The following is a 15,383-nucleotide window of genomic DNA, read 5'->3' as shown; positions in this document are numbered from 1 at the left end:
GCGGTGTTCGGGAACAGCTTCGAGGGGCGCAGGTTGATGAAGTGGTCGAACGCGAAGCGGAGCTTGAGGAGCAGGCCGCGTTCCAGTACGCCGGACGGGACCGTGGGGTCGCCGATGGCGCCCAGCAGGATCGCGTCGTGGTGCCTGAGGGCCTCGAGCTCCGCGTCCGGGAGGGTCTCACCGGTGCGGTGCCAGCGCTGGGCGCCGAGGTCGTATTCCTTGGTCTCCAGCTTCACATCCTGGGGCAGGACCGCGGTAAGGACCTTCAGGCCCTGAGCCACGACTTCCTGGCCGATGCCATCACCGGGGATCACTGCGAGATTGATGCTGGTCGACATGGCGAAACCGTACTCCGTGTCCCAGCCCTCAGACATATTGCGTCCATCATTTGGACCAATGGGGACGCGACATGTCCTGGGCCGTGCGGGGCCGGACGGATGTCCGGCCGTGCTCAGTGGCCGGTCGAGCCGCCGTTGTCACGGCGGTCGAGGGCCCGCTGGAGGGCGGCGGCGGCGTTGCGGCGGTCCGCGTCGGCGGTGGAGGAGTGGCGGACGCGGCGGACGGCTGCGGTGGTGGGGGTCATGTGGATCGACTCCTTGAGATCACGGCGTGGCGGGGCCACGGATGAGGGGTTCCTTCAAGGCGCCGGAAGAGGCGGGGAGCAGTGCGCCGCAGGGGTTGCCTGCCGGGGGCGCGCGCTCTCGACCACCATTCGCCTGATCGGCGAGACGTTCGGCTTCTACAAAGCTAGGGCAGGTCCGGCTGTATGTCTCCGCAATTACTCGGACTTCCTACTATCTGAGACGCCGAAACCCCCGGAAGGCCTCCTCCCGGGGGTCCGGTTCAGCCCTTCTCCGAGCGAAGTTCCCTGATCAGAGCCCGTACGGCCAGAGTGGCGGCGGATTCCGGCGTCGTGACGTATCCCACGCGCCTCACCGGCCTCCGCGGCCCCAGATCGGTGATCTGCACGGCCTCGCCGGCCTCGCGCAGCGACAGCTCCGGCAGGATCGCCATGCCGAGCCCGCGGCCGACCATCGTCAGCACCATCCCGTCGTCCTCCGCCTTGACGGTGGCCCGCGGGATCCAGTCCTGCTCCCGCCACCAGTCCCGGGTGTAGGAGCCGCAGTTCTCGTCCCAGTCCAGCAGGGGCAGCGCCTTCGGGTCCGGGTGTCCGGCCGGGTGGACCAGCGCGTACGCCTCCTCCGCGAGCACCCCGGTCAACAGCCCGGGCGGCACCTCGTCGGACCCGCCCAGGGTGGCGATCCCCAGGTCGGCGCGGCCGGCGGCCACCTCCCCGGCGGCGCCCGCGCCGAGCTCGCGCACCACCCGGACCTCGGGGCGGATCCCCGGGTGGCGGACCCCGAGCCGCTCCAGGGCGGGCGGCAGCAGGTGCAGGGCCGCGCTGCGGAAGGCGGCGATCCGGAGCACGCCCGTCAGGGCGTCGCCGCCCGGTGCGGACCGGCCCGCGCCGCGCACCTCCGCGCCCATGACCTCGTACAGCCGCAGGATCCGGCGGGCGTGGCCGACGGCCCGCTCCCCCGCAGGGGTGGGCGAGGCCCCGGTCCGCCCCCGCTCGAAGAGCACCGCCCCGATCTTGGCCTCGCTGCCGCGCACGGAGTGCGATACGGCCGACTGGGTGAGCCCGAGCGCGGCGGCCGCGGCGGAGAACCCGCCCGACTCGGCGACCGCGACCAGCACCCGCAGTTCCTGCGGGAGGAGCTCGGACACCGGCCCCCACCTCGTTCCATGAGCGTCGTTCATGCATGTGCGGCTTCCATGAGCGCAACCCCCTGCCCGGCCGGGAGATTCCTTCCTAGCGTCTGCGCCATGACCACGAACACCGCGCACGCCGTGCACCAGACCGCCCGCCCGACCGGCTTCCCCACCGCCGCCGAGTTCACCATCGCCTCCTTCCCCGTCCCGGAACCGGGCCCCGGCACCGCCCTGGTGGAGAACCTCCTGCTCTCCGTGGACCCGTACCACCGCGGGCTGATGGACGGCGGCGAGGACGGCTTCGCGCTGAACGCCCCGCTGGAGGGCCGCTCGGTCGGCCGGGTGATTGCCTCGCGCGACCCGGGCCTGGCCGAGGGCGACCTGGTCTTCCACCGCGAGGGCTGGCGCACGCACGCCCTCGTCACCCTCGGCACGGCCGGAACCCGCAAGCTGCGCGGCCACGACGGGGTCCCGCTGGAGGCCTACCTGTCCATCCTCGGCGGCACCGGCCTCACCGCGTACGCCGCGCTGACCCGCACCGCGGCCCTGCGGGAGGGCGAGGACCTGTTCGTCTCCGCCGCGGCCGGCGGGGTCGGCACCGCCACCGGCCGCATCGCCCGGCTGCTCGGCGCCCGCCGGATCATCGGCAGCGCGGGCTCGGCGGCCAAGGTCCGCCACCTCACCGGGAACCTCGGGTTCGACGCGGCCTTCGACTACCACGACGGCCCGGTCGGCGAGCAGCTCGCCGCGGCGGCGCCGGACGGCATCGACGTCTACGTGGACAACGTCGGCGGCGGCCACCTGGAGGGCGCGATCGACGTGCTGCGCGAGTACGGGCGGATCGCCTGGGTCGGCGCCCTCTCGACGTACAACGGCGACCGCTCCCCCGCCGCGCCCCGCAACCTCTTCGAGATCGTCCACAAATCGCTGCGGCTTGAAGGGGTATTGGTTCGAAACCACACCAATTTGCAGGAGGAGCTGGAAGACTTCCTGGTCCCTCATCTGCGCAGCGGCCTGATCGATACCGATACCACCGTTGTGCAGGGATTCGACCGCACGGTGGATGCTTTTCTGGGCATGCTCCGGGGGGACAATCTGGGCAAGATGCTCGTGCGTCTCGACAGCTGAAACCAGCCACCCGGAGTTTCACCGACTTCTTACCGCACGGATGTAGACCTTTGGCGCCGGGCCCGCCACTCTTGCCGTCAATGTGCCAGCCGGGCACTGGAGTTGGAGGCGAGCAGGCAGTGACACCGATCAGCCGCAGAGGGTTCGTGGGCATCGGCGCCGGGCTGATGGCCGGTGCCGCCCTGCCCGCCGTCACGCCGACGTCGCAGGCCGCGGCCGCCGCGACGGGCACGATCACCGATGTGAAGCACGTGGTGATCCTGATGCAGGAGAACCGCAGCTTCGACCACTACTTCGGAAAGCTGAAGGGTGTCCGCGGCTTCGGCGACCGCGCCGCCGGAAACATCCCGGGCGGCTGGGGCATGTTCAACCAGCCGAACTGGGGCGGCCGCCAGTACCCGTGGAAGCTGAGCTCGACCCCGCCCGCCGGCGGGGTCGACGGCGAGACGCTGGCCCAGTGCAACGGCGACCTGCCGCACAGCTGGACCTCGCAGCACGCCGCCTGGAACAAGGGCCGGATGGACAACTGGGTCACGGGCGTCGGCAACACCCGCACCCTCGGCTTCCTGGACCGCGGCGACATACCCTTCCACTACGGCCTCGCCGACAACTACACCGTCTGCGACGCCTACTTCTGCTCCGCGCTCAGCGCGACCGGCCCGAACCGCACCTTCCTGTGGAGCGGCAGGATCGACGCCTCCAGCAAGGACGGCGGCGACGAGTCCGGGCTGACCTGGGAGACGTACGCGGAGGCCCTCCAGCGCGCCGGAATGACCTGGAAGGTCTACCAGAACGCCCAGGACAACTACGGCGACAACGGCCTGGCCTACTTCAAGAAGTTCACCGACGCCGCCCCGGGCAACCCGCTGCACGACCGCGGCATGTCCTCCGTCCCGCGCGTCACCGGCTCCACCCCGGACGACATCGGGGCCGCCATCCGCGCCGACGTCGTCGCCGGCACCCTCCCCCAGGTCTCCTGGGTCGTGGCGAACGAGGCCTTCTCCGAGCACCCGTACGCCCCGCCGGGCGACGGCGCGCACTTCGTCGACCTCGTCTACCGGGCGCTCGCCGCCGACCCCGAGGTCTTCGACTCGACCGTCCTCTTCCTCAACTACGACGAGAACGACGGCTTCTTCGACCACGTCCCGCCGCCCGTCGCCCCGCCCGGCACCCCCGGCGAGTACCTGGACGGCATCCCGATCGGCCTCGGCTTCCGCGTCCCGATGATCGTGATGTCCCCGTGGACGCGGGGCGGCTGGGTGAGCTCGGAGGTCTTCGACCACACCTCGGTGCTGCGGTTCATGGAGACGTGGACGGCCGCCCTCGGCACGCCGGCCGCCTGCCCGAACATCAGCGCCTGGCGCCGCAAGGTGACCGGTGACCTGACCGGCGTCTTCGACTTCGCCCGCCCGGTCTACGGGGTCCCGGCGGGCCTGCCGTCCACCGCCAAGGTGATCGGCCAGTCGACCTGCGCCCCGCTGCCCAACCCGGTGCCGCAGGACAACGCCCTGCCGGCGCAGGAGTCCGGGACGCGCCCGGCGCGGGCGCTCCCGTACCAGGTCAACGGCAACCTCGACCGGCTGGAGTTCGGCGCGGCCGGCAAGATCCTGGCCTGGTTCTCGATGACCAACCAGGGCGCCGAGGCGAAGCGGGCGGCGCACTTCTCGATCCACCCGCACCAGTACCGGGACACGGCCGCCTGGCAGTACACGGTGGACGCGGGCGCCACGGCCTCGGACTACTTCAACATCGGCCTCGGGCACGGCTCGGGCAAGTACGACATCTCGATGTACGGCCCGAACCGCTTCCTGCGGCGCTTCCTCGGCGACGCCGCGAAGCCGGGCAAGGACCTGGAGGTGGCGGCCCGCTTCGCAGTCGAGCCGGGCACGGGCAAGACGGCGGTCTACTTCAAGATGACCAACGCCTCGGCCGCCGCGGTCACCTTCACGATCCGCTCCAACGCCTACCGCACGGACGGCCCGTGGACGTACACCGTCCCGGCGAACTCCTCGCGCGAGGACTACTTCAACGCGGTGGCGTACAGCAACGGCTGGTACGACTTCACGGTCCTGGCCTCCTCCGACGGCACCTGGTCGCGCCGCTACACGGGCCACATCGAGTCGGGCGCCCCGAGCGTCTCCGGGTCGTAGCTAGAGCACGTCCCCGTCGCGCCAGTCGAAGTCGAGCCGCGCGGCGGGGTCCGGCAGGACCCCGCCGGGCGGCACCCACACGTAGGTGGACCCCTCCTCGTCCGGGAGCCCGACGGGGCCCTCGGGCGAGAGCGCCCCGAGCCGCCCGCCCCACACCTCCCACCCCCGGCCGCGGTACAGCGCGGCCCCGTCCTCGGAAGCCGACAGCGCGCCGAGCACGTAGGCCCGTCCGACGACCCGCTCCAGCTCGGCCATGACCCGCCCGGCGAGCCCCTGCCGGCGGTGCCCGGCCCGGACGGCCACGGCCTCGACGTACCCGACCCGCAGCGCCCGCCCCCGGTGCACCGCCCGCCGCTGCACGACGCTCCCGTGCGCCACCAGCACCCCGCCGGCCCGCACCAGCGCGTGCATCCCGCCGAGCGCGTGCTCGAAGTCCTCGTCGCCGAAGTCCCCCTCGAAGGCCTCGTCGAGCAGCGCCCGCACCTCGCGGAGCTCCTCGTCGCTCAACTCGGCGGTGTGTACGACGCGCACGCCCATCACTTCTCCAGCCACTCGACGTACCAGGCACGAAAGCCCGCGCTCTCGGGCAGACAGGTCCCGAAATCCTGGTCCAGATGCCAGACCTGCCCCGCCAGGGGCCCGCCCACGATCAGCCTCGAATACACGCCGCACCCCTGCTCGGCGAGTACGAGCGTGCCCAGGGTCAGCCCTTCGCTCTCGTCGAACCTCCGGTTCCGGTCGAACGGCCGGGGTTCCCGGATCGGGCAGGGCGCGGCCAGCCGGCCCGGGCGCCGGTCGTCCTCCCACTCCCCGTCCACCGCCCAGTCGTCGGCCTCCGGGCGCGGGGTGACCAGCGGCATCAGCCCGTAGTGCGGGCCCGCAGGGCCGTCGCCGACGGTCGCGACGAACGACCGGTACTCCTCGGGCAGCCGGATGCCGTGCTCCGCTTCGAAAGCCCGGATCTCCACCTCCGAGAGCGGCGCGCGCAGCTCGTACCGCATGGCCTTCGCCCGCAGTCGCGCCCGTACGGCGTCCGCGTCCCAGTCGCTCATTCCGCGACCGTACCAAGGACCGCATTGCGGACGCCGGGCGCCGTGCACCGGCCGGAATCGGCCGACACGGGTCTGGCGGTCTGGACCATTGCCTCGGCAGACTCGCCGCATGTCGCCCGATACCCAGCAGTGGACCCCGATCCACGGCCAGCCGTACCGTCCCGCCCCCTACCGGCCCGAGCGGATGGCGAGCGCCGAATCGCTCGCGCGCGCCGCCGAGCTGCGCACGCGGATGGACGAGCGGCGGACCGTACGGCACTTCTCCCCCGACCCCGTGCCCGAGCAGGTCGTCCGTGACGCCGTCGCGTGCGCCGCGACCGCTCCCTCCGGGGCGCACCAGCAGCCCTGGACCTTCGTGCTGGTCAAGGACCCGGAGGTGCGCCGGCAGATCCGCGCCGCCGCCGAGCAGGAGGAGGCGCTCTCGTACGACGGCCGGCTCGGCGACGAGTGGCTCGCGGCCCTGCGCCCCCTCGGCACGGACGCCGTGAAGACCCACCTCACGGACGCCCCGGCGCTGATCGTGGTCTTCCAGCAGCGCTACTGGCTCGGCCCGGACGGCACCAAGCACAAGCACTACTACGTCGACGAGTCGGTCGGCATCGCGGTCGGCATGCTCCTGTCGGCCCTCCACCTGTCGGGCCTGGCGGCCCTGATCCACACCCCGAGCCCGATGCGCTTCCTCTCGCACGTCCTGGACCGCCCGGAGAACGAGAAGGCCTTCGCGGTCATCCCGGTCGGCTACCCGGCGGACGACTGCGAGGTCCCCGACCTGGTCCGCAAGTCCCTGTCCCAGGTCATCGTCGAGGTCTAGCCCACCCCGGAACTGGGACCGCCCCCGCTCCGGACTTGGGGGTACCGGAGCGGGGGCGGGGTTCAGCGGGGCGGTGGTCAGCCCATGTGCGGGTAGCCGTACTCGGTCGGCGCGACCAGGGTCTCCTTGATGGAGCGGGTCGAGGTCCAGCGCTGCAGGTTGGTCGCGGCGCCCGCCTTGTCGTTCGTGCCCGAGGCGCGGCCGCCGCCGAAGGGCTGCTGGCCGACCACGGCACCGGTGGACTTGTCGTTGATGTAGAAGTTGCCCGCCGCGAAGCGGAGCTTCTCCATCGCGTCCGCCGCCGCGTACCGGTCGGCCGCGATGATCGAGCCGGTCAGGGCGTACGCCGAGACGGACTCCATCTGGGCCAGCATCGCGTCGAACTCGGCGTCCTCGTAGACGTGCACGGCGAGGATCGGGCCGAAGTACTCGGTCGTGAAGACCTCGTTCTCCGGGTCGGTGCACGCGATGACGGTCGGGCGGACGAAGTAGCCCTCCGAGTCGTCGTAGCTGCCGCCGGCGATGATCTCGCAGGTCGGGTCGGCGATCGCGCGGTCGATCGCGGCCTTGTTCTTCGCGAAGGAGCGCTCGTCGATGACGGCGCCGATGAAGTTGCCCAGGTCGCGGACGTCACCCATGGCGATGCCGTCGACCTCGGCCGCGAAGGCCTCCTTGAAGCCGTCGTTCCAGATCGAGGCCGGGACGTAGGCGCGCGAGGACGCCGAGCACTTCTGGCCCTGGAACTCGAAGGAGCCGCGGGTCAGGGCGGTCTTCAGGACGGCGCGGTCCGCGGACGGGTGCGCGACGACGAAGTCCTTGCCGCCGGTCTCGCCGACCAGGCGCGGGTAGGACTTGTACTTCTCGATGTTGTTGCCGACCGTCTTCCACAGGTACTGGAAGGTCTTGGTCGAGCCGGTGAAGTGGATGCCGGCCAGCTCGGGGTGGTTCAGGGCCACCTCCGACACCGCGATGCCGTCGCCGGTCACCAGGTTGATGACGCCCTTGGGCAGGCCGGCCTCCTCCAGGAGCTCCATCAGGAGGACCGCGGAGTGGGTCTGCGTCGGGGACGGCTTCCACAGGACCACGTTGCCCATGAGGGCGGGGGCGGTCGGCAGGTTGCCCGCGATGGCCGTGAAGTTGAACGGCGTGATCGCGTAGACGAAGCCCTCGAGCGGGCGGTGGTCGCTGCGGTTCCACACGCCCGCGGAGTTCGCGACCGGCTGCTCGGCCAGGATCTGGCGGGCGAAGTGGACGTTGAAGCGCCAGAAGTCGACGAGCTCGCACGGGGTGTCGATCTCGGCCTGCTGGGCGGTCTTCGACTGGCCCAGCATGGTCGAGGCGGCGAGCTTCTCGCGCCACGGGCCGGACAGCAGCTCGGCGGCGCGCAGGATGATCGCGGCGCGGTCGTCGAAGGACATCGAGCGCCAGGCCGGGGCGGCGGCCAGGGCGGCGTCGATGGCCTCCTGCGCGTCGGTCTGGGTGGCGTTCGCGAAGGTGCCGAGCACCGACTTGTGGTCGTGCGGCTGGACCACGTCGAAACGCTCGCCGCCGCCCATCCGCTTGACGCCGTTGATCGTCATCGGGAGGTCGATCGGGTTCTCGGACAGCTGCTTGAGCTGCTCTTCGAGGCGCGTGCGCTCCGGGGTGCCGGGGGCGTACGAGTGGACCGGCTCGTTGACCGGAGCGGGGACCTGGGTCACAGCATCCATGGGGCTGGTAACTCCTTGACCTAGTTCTTGGCTAGTTCTTGGTGATCATCGAGCGGAGGAAGAACAGCAGGTTGGCCGGCTTCTCCGCGAGGCGGCGCATGAAGTAGCCGTACCAGTCGGTTCCGTACGCGGTGTACACCCGCATCCGGTGGCCCTCGGCGGCGAGCCGCAGGTGCTCCTCGCTGCGGATGCCGTACAGCATCTGGAACTCGTACTCGTCCAGTTTGCGCCCGGCCTGGCGGGCCAGCTCCTGGCCGATGGCGATCAGCCGCGGGTCGTGGGACCCGATCATCGGGTAGCCCTCGCCGTCCATCAGGATCTTCATGATCCGGACGTACGCCTTGTCGATCTCGGCCTTGTCCTGGTAGGCGACCTCGGCGGGCTCCTTGTAGGCGCCCTTCACGATCCGGACTCGGCTGCCGTTGGCGGCCAGCCGGCGGGCGTCGGCCTCGGTGCGGAAGAGGTAGGCCTGGATGACGCAGCCGGTCTGCGGGAAGTCCTTCCGCAGCTCCTCGTGGATGGCGAACATCGAGTCGAGGGTGGTGTGGTCCTCGGCGTCGAGGGTCACGGTGGTGCCGATGGCGGCGGCGGCCTCGACGACCGGGCGGACGTTGGCGAGCGCGAGCTCGTGGCCGCCCTCCAGCGCCTGGCCGAACATCGACAGCTTCACGGACATCTCGACGGTCTCGCCGAGCCCGAGCTCCTCGAGGCGCGCGATGAGCTGGAGGTAGGCGTCGCGGGCGGCGTGCGACTGCGCCACCTCGGTGATGTCCTCGCCCACGACGTCGAGGGTGACCTCGAGGCCGGCCCGCGTCAGCTCCTCGACGATCGGGATGACCTGGTCGACGGTCTCGCCGGGGATGAACCGGTTCACCACGGGCTTGGTCACCGGGGCGGCAGAGACGATACGACGCATCTTGTCGCTGCGTGAAGCGGCGAGGATCAAGGGACCCAGCACGGGTGCACCTCCAGCGGGTGGCAGAAGAAAAGCGCAAGTAAAACCACCGTGAAACCTAAGGATCGGTTTGATCCTCTGCCATCGACAGCTGTCACGCATCCGTGTCCCGGATCTCATACATCTGTCTGAAGGGGCCGGTCCGGGGTGGGAGAATGTCCGGATGAAGGGCGATTACCAGGACCTGGTGGACGAGATCTCGGCGCTGCTGGGCGCGCCGGCGACGCTGGAGAACCGGGACTTCCGGCTGATCGCCTTCGGTGCGCACGACAGCGACGACGACCAGGCCATGGACCCGGTGCGCACCCGCTCGATCCTGACCCGGCAGTCCACGGCGGCCGTCCGGTCCTGGTTCGAGGGCTTCGGCATCGCCCGCGCCACCGGGCCGGTGCACATCCCGGCGGCGCCCGAGGCCGGGGTCTTCCGGGGGCGGATCTGCCTGCCGGTGCGGCGCCGGGGCATCGTGCAGGGCTACGTGTGGCTCCTCGACCAGGACCCCGGCCCGGGGCCCGCCGAGCTGGCCGCGGCCATGGAGGTGGCCCAGCGCATCGGGATCCTGCTCGACGAGGAGGCGAAGGCCGGGGCGGACCTGTCCCGGGAATTCCTGGCGGTGCTCACGGCCGGGCGGGGCTGGCAGCAGGACATGGCGGTGGCCGCGCTGCGGGCCGCCCTGGGCCCGGCCGCGGAGGGGCTGCACGCGGCGGCGTGCGTGGCTCCGTGGTCCGGCGAGGCCCCGGCGTCGGTCCCCGGCGCGGCCGCGCTCTGCGTGGTCCCGGGCGGAACCGGCCCGGGCGACGCGGAGGCCGCCGGGGGCGGTGCGGCCGGCGGCCGTACGCCGGCCCGGCCGGCCCCGGCCCTGGCCGTCCTGCTGAGGCTGCGCTCGACGGACGCCCTCGCCCCGGCCGTGACGGCGATGGAGCGGCTGCTGCCGCGGGCGGGCGCGGCGGATCCGCGGCGGCGGCCCGCGACCGCCGGGGTCGCCGACCCGGTCCGGGCCCTGTCCGAGCTGCCCGCCGCCTGGGAGCAGGCCGTCGCCGCGGCCCGGGCGGCCGTCGCGCAGCCGAGGCTGGGCCCGGTCGCCCGCTGGGCGGAGATCGGCCCGTACCGGCTGCTGGCGGCCCTGGCCGCCGACCCGGTGGACGACCCGGCGACGCGCGCCCTGCTGGGCCCGGCCCACCGCGAACTGGCCCGTACCGCCGAGGTGTTCCTGGACTGCGCGGGCCAGGCGGGCCGCGCGGCCGCGGCGTTGGGCATCCACCGGCAGACGCTGTACTACCGGCTGGCCCGCGTGGAGCAGCTGACCGGCCTCGACCTGGACGAGGGCGAGGACCGGCTGCTCCTGCACATGTCCCTCAAGACGGCCCGCCTGGCCTGAACCCGAAAGGACGCCACCCCGGCCCGGTCAGTTGCCGTTGCCGCACACCAGGCCGGGCAGCCACTTGCCCACCGTGCCGTCGATCGACAGGCCGTACCGGGCCTCGGCGGAGAGCTGCAGCACGACCGTGGCGACGAACGGCTTGGTCAGACTGCCGGCCCGGAACCGGTCCTGCGGCAGGTGCGGGCGTCCGGTGCGGAGATCCGCCCGCAGGCCGCGCTCACGAAGCGGTCGCCTCCCGGGGCGGCTCGGGGCGCGTCAGTGCCGCCGCGGCGGCGCGCATGCCCTCGGTGAACTCCTCCGCGCTCGCCGCCGTCTTCGGGTCGAAGAGCCACTGGATCATCAGGCCGTTCAGCAGCGCCTGGTAGAAGGTGCCCAGCGTGCGCTCCTCCCGTTCGGTGATCTCCTCCTCCGGGGTCCCGGTGAGCATCGAGACGAGGCCGCGGCGCCCTTCGCCCTGCGAGGCCGCGAGCAGGTCGCGCAGCTCCGGCATCCGGTCGCGGGCGAGGGCGACCTCCAGGCCGGCCGACCAGACCGGGCCCGCTTCGGCCCGGTGGGCGAGGAACCCCTCCCAGACCGCGCGGAAGCGTTCCAGCGAGCCGCCCTCGCCCTCCACCCCGCCCTCGAAGACCTCGCCCAGCTCCTGCATCAGGGCGGTGAAGGCCTGGGCGAGCAGGGCGTCCTTGGAGCCGTAGTGGTAGCCGATGGAGGCCAGGTTCGCGCCCGAGGCCTTCACGACGTCCCGCGCCGTGGTCGCCACGAAACCCTTCTCGACCAGGCACTTCTTGGCGCCTTCGAGCAGATCTTCACGATGTCCCATGCCGTCACGGTAGCAATACGGGCGTCACAGACGGAAGTCCAAGACGAGCGTTCCATACATCCGTCATAGACAAGCGTTTATGACGCTTGTACATTGCTGCCCATGCCGCCCATGACGAATCCCGCCGCCACCGCGCGCCTCGCCGGCCGCCGCGAATGGACCGCCTTCACCGTCCTCGTGCTCCCGCTGCTCCTGGTCTCGATGGACGTCTCCGTCCTCTACTTCGCCATCCCCGCCATCACCCGGGAGCTCGACCCCAGCGCCACCCAGCAGCTCTGGATCTTCGACAGCTACGCCTTCGCCCTCTCCGGCCTGCTGCTGACGATGGGCTCGCTGGGCGACCGCATCGGCCGGCGCCGGCTGCTCCTGGCCGGCGCGGCCGCCTTCGGCCTCGCCTCCGTCGCCGCCGCCTACGCCACCAGCGCGGAGATGCTCATCGCGGCGCGGGTCCTGCTCGGCATCGGCGGGGCGACCCTGATGCCCTCGACCCTGGCCCTCGTGCGCAACCTCTTCCAGGACGCCGGGCAGCGCGGCCGGGCCATCGCCATCTGGTCCGCAGTCATGACCGGCGGCATCGCCCTCGGTTCGGTCATGAGCGGACTGATGCTCGATCACTTCTGGTGGGGCTCGGTCTTCCTGGTCAACGTCCCGGCGATGGTGCTCCTGCTGGCGCTGGTCCCCGTGCTGGTCCCGGAGTTCAAGGACCCGGCCCCCGGCCGCTTCGACCTGCTGAGCGTGCCGCTGTCCATGGCGGCCGTCCTGCCCGCCGTCTACGGCCTGAAGGAGATCGCCGCCGAGGGCTTCGAGCCGCTCTCCGCGTGCGGCGTGGCCGCGGGCCTGGCCTTCGGGTACCTCTTCGTCCGCCGCCAGCGCACCCGTGACGACGCGATGGTCCCCCGGGCGCTGTTCCGGGGCCGGGGGTTCGCGGCCGGCACCGGCCTCAACACCGTCGCCGCCTTCGCCATGATGGGCTCCGCCTACTTCACCACCCAGTACCTCCAGTCCGTGCTGGGGATGGGCACCCTCGAGGCCGCCCTGTGGAGCCTGGCCCCCTCGGTGGTCATCGGCGCCGCCGCCCCGGCCTCCGCGGCCCTGGCCCAGAAGTGCGATCCGGCCCACGTCATCGCCGGCGGGTTCGTCCTCGCCGCCGCCGGATTCGCCCTGCTGGGCCTGGTCGGCACCGACTCGCTGTGGCTGCTGCTCGCGGGCGCCGGAGTGCTCGCCTCCGGCCTGGTCACCGTGATGTCGCTGGTCTCGGCCATCGCACTGGGCTCCGCCCCCGCCGAGAAGGCCGGTTCGGCCGCCTCCCTACTGGAGACGGGCCAGGAGTTCGGCGGCGCCCTCGGCATGGCCCTGCTGGGCAGCCTCGCCACCGCCGTCTACCGCGGCGACCTCGCCGGCTCCGAACCCGCGGTCCGCGAGACCCTGGGCGGCGCGGTGGCCACCGCCCGGCAACTCGGCGGAGAGGCGGGCGAGGGGGTGCTCGCCCTGGCCCGCGAGGCCTTCGTCCACGGAATGCAGTACGCCGCCTGGGGCGGTACGGCGCTGCTGCTCGCGGCAGCCGTGCTCGCCGCGGCCCTGATGCGCGGGATCGAAGCCCCCGCCCCGCCCGCGGCGGAGCGGGCCGCGCCGCCCGGGACACCGGCGCGGGAGGCGACGTACCGCTGATCGGGGCACGGGAGCCGTACGACGCGGAAGGGCCCGGGGTAGCGCCCCCGGGCCCTTCCTGCTGGTTCCCGCCGGTCAGCCGAGGCTGACCGTGCGCGCCGAGACGGCGCCGATCTCGGATGCGATGTCCGCGAGGACGTTCGCCGGGACCTCGGCGTCGACGGTGAGGACCGCGAGGGCCTCGCCGTGCTCCTCCGCACGGGCGACCTGCATGCCCGCGATGTTCAGCCCGCCCTCGCCGAGGACGCGGCCCACGGTGCCGACCACACCGGGGCGGTCGGTGTAGCGCAGCACGACCATGTAGTCGGCGAGCGCGAGGTCCACGTCGTACTCGCCGATGCCCACGATCTTCTGCTGGTGCTTCGGGCCCGCGAGCGTGCCGGAGACCGAGACCTCCTGACCGTCCGACAGGGTGCCGCGGACGGTCACCACGTTGCGGTGGTCCGGGGACTCCGAGCTGGTGGTCAGGCGCACCTCGACACCGCGCTCCTGTGCGAACAGCGGGGCGTTGACGTAGGAGACCGTCTCGTCGACGACGTCCTCGAAGACGCCCTTGAGCGCGGAGAGTTCGAGCACCTTCACGTCGTGCTGGGTGATCTCGCCGCAGACCTCGACGTCGAGGCGGACCGCGACCTCGCCCGCGAGGGCGGTGAAGATGCGGCCGAGCTTCTCGGCGAGCGGCAGGCCCGGACGGACGTCCTCGGCGATGACGCCGCCCTGGACGTTGACCGCGTCCGGTACGAGCTCACCGGCGAGGGCGAGGCGCACCGACTTCGCGACCGAGACACCGGCCTTCTCCTGGGCCTCGTCCGTGGACGCGCCGAGGTGCGGGGTGCAGACGACCTGGTCGAGCTCGAAGAGCGGGGAGTCCGTGCAGGGCTCCTTCGCGTACACGTCGAGGCCGGCGCCGGCGACGCGGCCCTCCTTGATGGCCGAGTACAGCGCGGCCTCGTCCACGATCCCGCCGCGGGCGGCGTTGACGATGCGGACCGACGGCTTCACCTTGTGCAGGGCCTCGTCCCCGATGAGACCGAGGGTCTCGGGGGTCTTGGGCAGGTGCACGGTGATGAAGTCGGCGACCTCCAGGAGCTCGTCCAGCGTCAGCATCTTGACGCCCATCTGGGCGGCGCGCGCGGGCTGTACGTAGGGGTCGTACGCGACGATCTTCATGCCGAAGGCCGACATGCGCTGCGCGACCAGGACGCCGATGCGGCCGAGGCCGACGACGCCGAGGGTCTTCTCGCTGAGCTCGACACCCGTGTACTTGTTCCGCTTCCACTCGCCGTTCTTCAGGGCGGTGTTGGCCTGCGGGATGTTGCGGGCGGTGGCGACGAGCAGGCCGCAGGCGAGCTCGGCGGCGGTCACGATGTTGGAGGTCGGCGCGTTGACGACCATCACGCCGGCCTTGGTGGCGGCGGAGACGTCCACGTTGTCCAGGCCGACGCCGGCGCGGGCGACGACCCGCAGCTTCTTGGCGGCGGCGATGGCCTCGGCGTCGACCTTGGTCGCGGAACGGACGAGGATCGCGTCGACGTCGACGATCGCGGGCAGCAGCTCGGCGCGGTCGGCGCCGTTGCAGTGCCGGATCTCGAAGTCGGGGCCGAGCGCCTCCACGGTGGCGGGCGACAGCTCTTCGGCGATGAGTACGACAGGTTTCGAGCTCACGTGGGTCCTCACAGGTCCAGTGCGGACGGCCGTCCCGACGGCCGCAGGCGGTGGAGGGGGTAGCCGCGTGGAAGACGCACGACACTGTGGGCCTGACGCGTATGTGTTGAGCAGTGTAGTGGCGCCGGCGGACCGGATTTCCGCCTGTACGGAAGGATCACCCGTCCGTGGTTGGCCGCCTTGGACAACCCGGGCCGTCCCGCGGCCGTCCGGCCATGTGCGGCGGGGGCGGGGCGCCCCCCCCCCCCCCCCCCCCCGCCCCCCACCCCCGGGGGGGGGGGGGGCCCCCCCCAAAAACATGGGCAGCATCATTGCCGGGGTGTACAGGAGGTGGGCC

General features: G+C 72.1%; 15 protein-coding genes. 5 read left to right on the top strand and 10 right to left on the bottom strand.

The genetic code is table 11. The features are described 5' to 3' along the window. From ACFWP3_RS13075 to ACFWP3_RS13065, 3 genes are all read right to left on the bottom strand, one after another. The coding region (locus ACFWP3_RS13075; RefSeq protein WP_384219634.1) for an isocitrate/isopropylmalate family dehydrogenase at positions 1–338 on the bottom strand (338 nt) is incomplete at its 3' end. A gap of 113 nt (positions 339–451) precedes the next feature. Further along, entirely contained in the window at positions 452–583 is a 132-nt protein-coding gene (locus ACFWP3_RS13070) for a hypothetical protein (RefSeq protein ID WP_362583999.1), read from the bottom strand. A 260-nt stretch (positions 584–843) separates the two neighbouring features. Then, positions 844–1,728: a LysR family transcriptional regulator gene (locus ACFWP3_RS13065; RefSeq protein WP_384219631.1), complete on the bottom strand. Its 885-nt coding sequence runs from the start codon at positions 1,726–1,728 to the stop codon at positions 844–846. Positions 1,729–1,827: 99 nt separating this feature from the next. Here ACFWP3_RS13065 and ACFWP3_RS13060 point away from each other — a divergent pair, with 99 nt between their 5' ends. After that, positions 1,828–2,841 (top strand): NADP-dependent oxidoreductase, encoded by a 1,014-nt coding sequence (locus ACFWP3_RS13060; RefSeq protein ID WP_384219628.1) that lies wholly within the window; start codon positions 1,828–1,830, stop codon positions 2,839–2,841. 119 nt (positions 2,842–2,960) lie between these two features. Next, a complete protein-coding gene (locus ACFWP3_RS13055) occupies positions 2,961–4,991 on the top strand; it encodes a phosphocholine-specific phospholipase C (protein WP_384219626.1) in 2,031 nt (676 codons plus the stop codon). Here the strand turns inward: ACFWP3_RS13055 and ACFWP3_RS13050 are convergent, their stop codons facing one another. Beyond that, positions 4,992–5,528, bottom strand: a complete 537-nt coding sequence (locus ACFWP3_RS13050; RefSeq protein WP_384219662.1) for a GNAT family N-acetyltransferase — start codon at positions 5,526–5,528, stop codon at positions 4,992–4,994. After that, on the bottom strand, positions 5,528–6,043 hold the full coding sequence (locus tag ACFWP3_RS13045) for an SMI1/KNR4 family protein (protein WP_384219624.1): 516 nt from the start codon (positions 6,041–6,043) through the stop codon (positions 5,528–5,530). Before ACFWP3_RS13045 ends, ACFWP3_RS13050 begins: the two co-directional genes overlap by 1 nt. A gap of 109 nt (positions 6,044–6,152) precedes the next feature. On the opposite strand from ACFWP3_RS13045, the gene ACFWP3_RS13040 reads away from it, so the two are divergent. Beyond that, positions 6,153–6,854 carry a nitroreductase family protein gene (locus ACFWP3_RS13040; RefSeq protein WP_384219622.1) on the top strand — a complete coding sequence of 234 codons (702 nt, stop codon included), beginning with the start codon at positions 6,153–6,155 and terminating at the stop codon, positions 6,852–6,854. 77 nt (positions 6,855–6,931) lie between these two features. Here ACFWP3_RS13040 and pruA read toward each other — a convergent pair whose 3' ends face one another. Together pruA and ACFWP3_RS13030 are read right to left on the bottom strand one after the other, a co-directional pair. Next, positions 6,932–8,563, bottom strand: a complete 1,632-nt coding sequence (gene pruA / locus ACFWP3_RS13035; RefSeq protein ID WP_384219620.1) for an L-glutamate gamma-semialdehyde dehydrogenase — start codon at positions 8,561–8,563, stop codon at positions 6,932–6,934. Between the two features lie 31 nt (positions 8,564–8,594). After that, on the bottom strand, positions 8,595–9,521 hold the full coding sequence (locus ACFWP3_RS13030) for a proline dehydrogenase family protein (RefSeq protein ID WP_384219618.1): 927 nt from the start codon (positions 9,519–9,521) through the stop codon (positions 8,595–8,597). Between the two features lie 160 nt (positions 9,522–9,681). Between ACFWP3_RS13030 and ACFWP3_RS13025 the strand changes: the two genes are divergently transcribed. Next, entirely contained in the window at positions 9,682–10,893 is a 1,212-nt protein-coding gene (locus ACFWP3_RS13025) for a PucR family transcriptional regulator (RefSeq protein WP_384219615.1), read from the top strand. Positions 10,894–10,920: 27 nt separating this feature from the next. On the opposite strand, the gene ACFWP3_RS13020 is transcribed toward ACFWP3_RS13025, so the two are convergent. Together ACFWP3_RS13020 and ACFWP3_RS13015 are read right to left on the bottom strand one after the other, a co-directional pair. Beyond that, positions 10,921–11,106 carry a serine hydrolase gene (locus ACFWP3_RS13020; RefSeq protein WP_384219660.1) on the bottom strand — a complete coding sequence of 62 codons (186 nt, stop codon included), beginning with the start codon at positions 11,104–11,106 and terminating at the stop codon, positions 10,921–10,923. A gap of 7 nt (positions 11,107–11,113) precedes the next feature. Continuing rightward, on the bottom strand, positions 11,114–11,713 hold the full coding sequence (locus ACFWP3_RS13015; protein ID WP_384219612.1) for a TetR/AcrR family transcriptional regulator: 600 nt from the start codon (positions 11,711–11,713) through the stop codon (positions 11,114–11,116). A 111-nt stretch (positions 11,714–11,824) separates the two neighbouring features. Here ACFWP3_RS13015 and ACFWP3_RS13010 point away from each other — a divergent pair, with 111 nt between their 5' ends. Beyond that, positions 11,825–13,381 carry an MFS transporter gene (locus ACFWP3_RS13010; RefSeq protein ID WP_384219657.1) on the top strand — a complete coding sequence of 519 codons (1,557 nt, stop codon included), beginning with the start codon at positions 11,825–11,827 and terminating at the stop codon, positions 13,379–13,381. Positions 13,382–13,456: 75 nt separating this feature from the next. Here the strand turns inward: ACFWP3_RS13010 and serA are convergent, their stop codons facing one another. After that, positions 13,457–15,046 carry a phosphoglycerate dehydrogenase gene (gene serA, locus ACFWP3_RS13005; protein WP_384219610.1) on the bottom strand — a complete coding sequence of 530 codons (1,590 nt, stop codon included), beginning with the start codon at positions 15,044–15,046 and terminating at the stop codon, positions 13,457–13,459. Positions 15,047–15,383 lie beyond the last annotated feature (337 nt).

The organism is Streptomyces sp. NPDC058525 (assembly GCF_042719495.1).
Lineage (GTDB): Bacteria > Actinomycetota > Actinomycetes > Streptomycetales > Streptomycetaceae > Streptomyces.
This window is presented reverse-complemented; position numbering and strand designations above follow the sequence as displayed.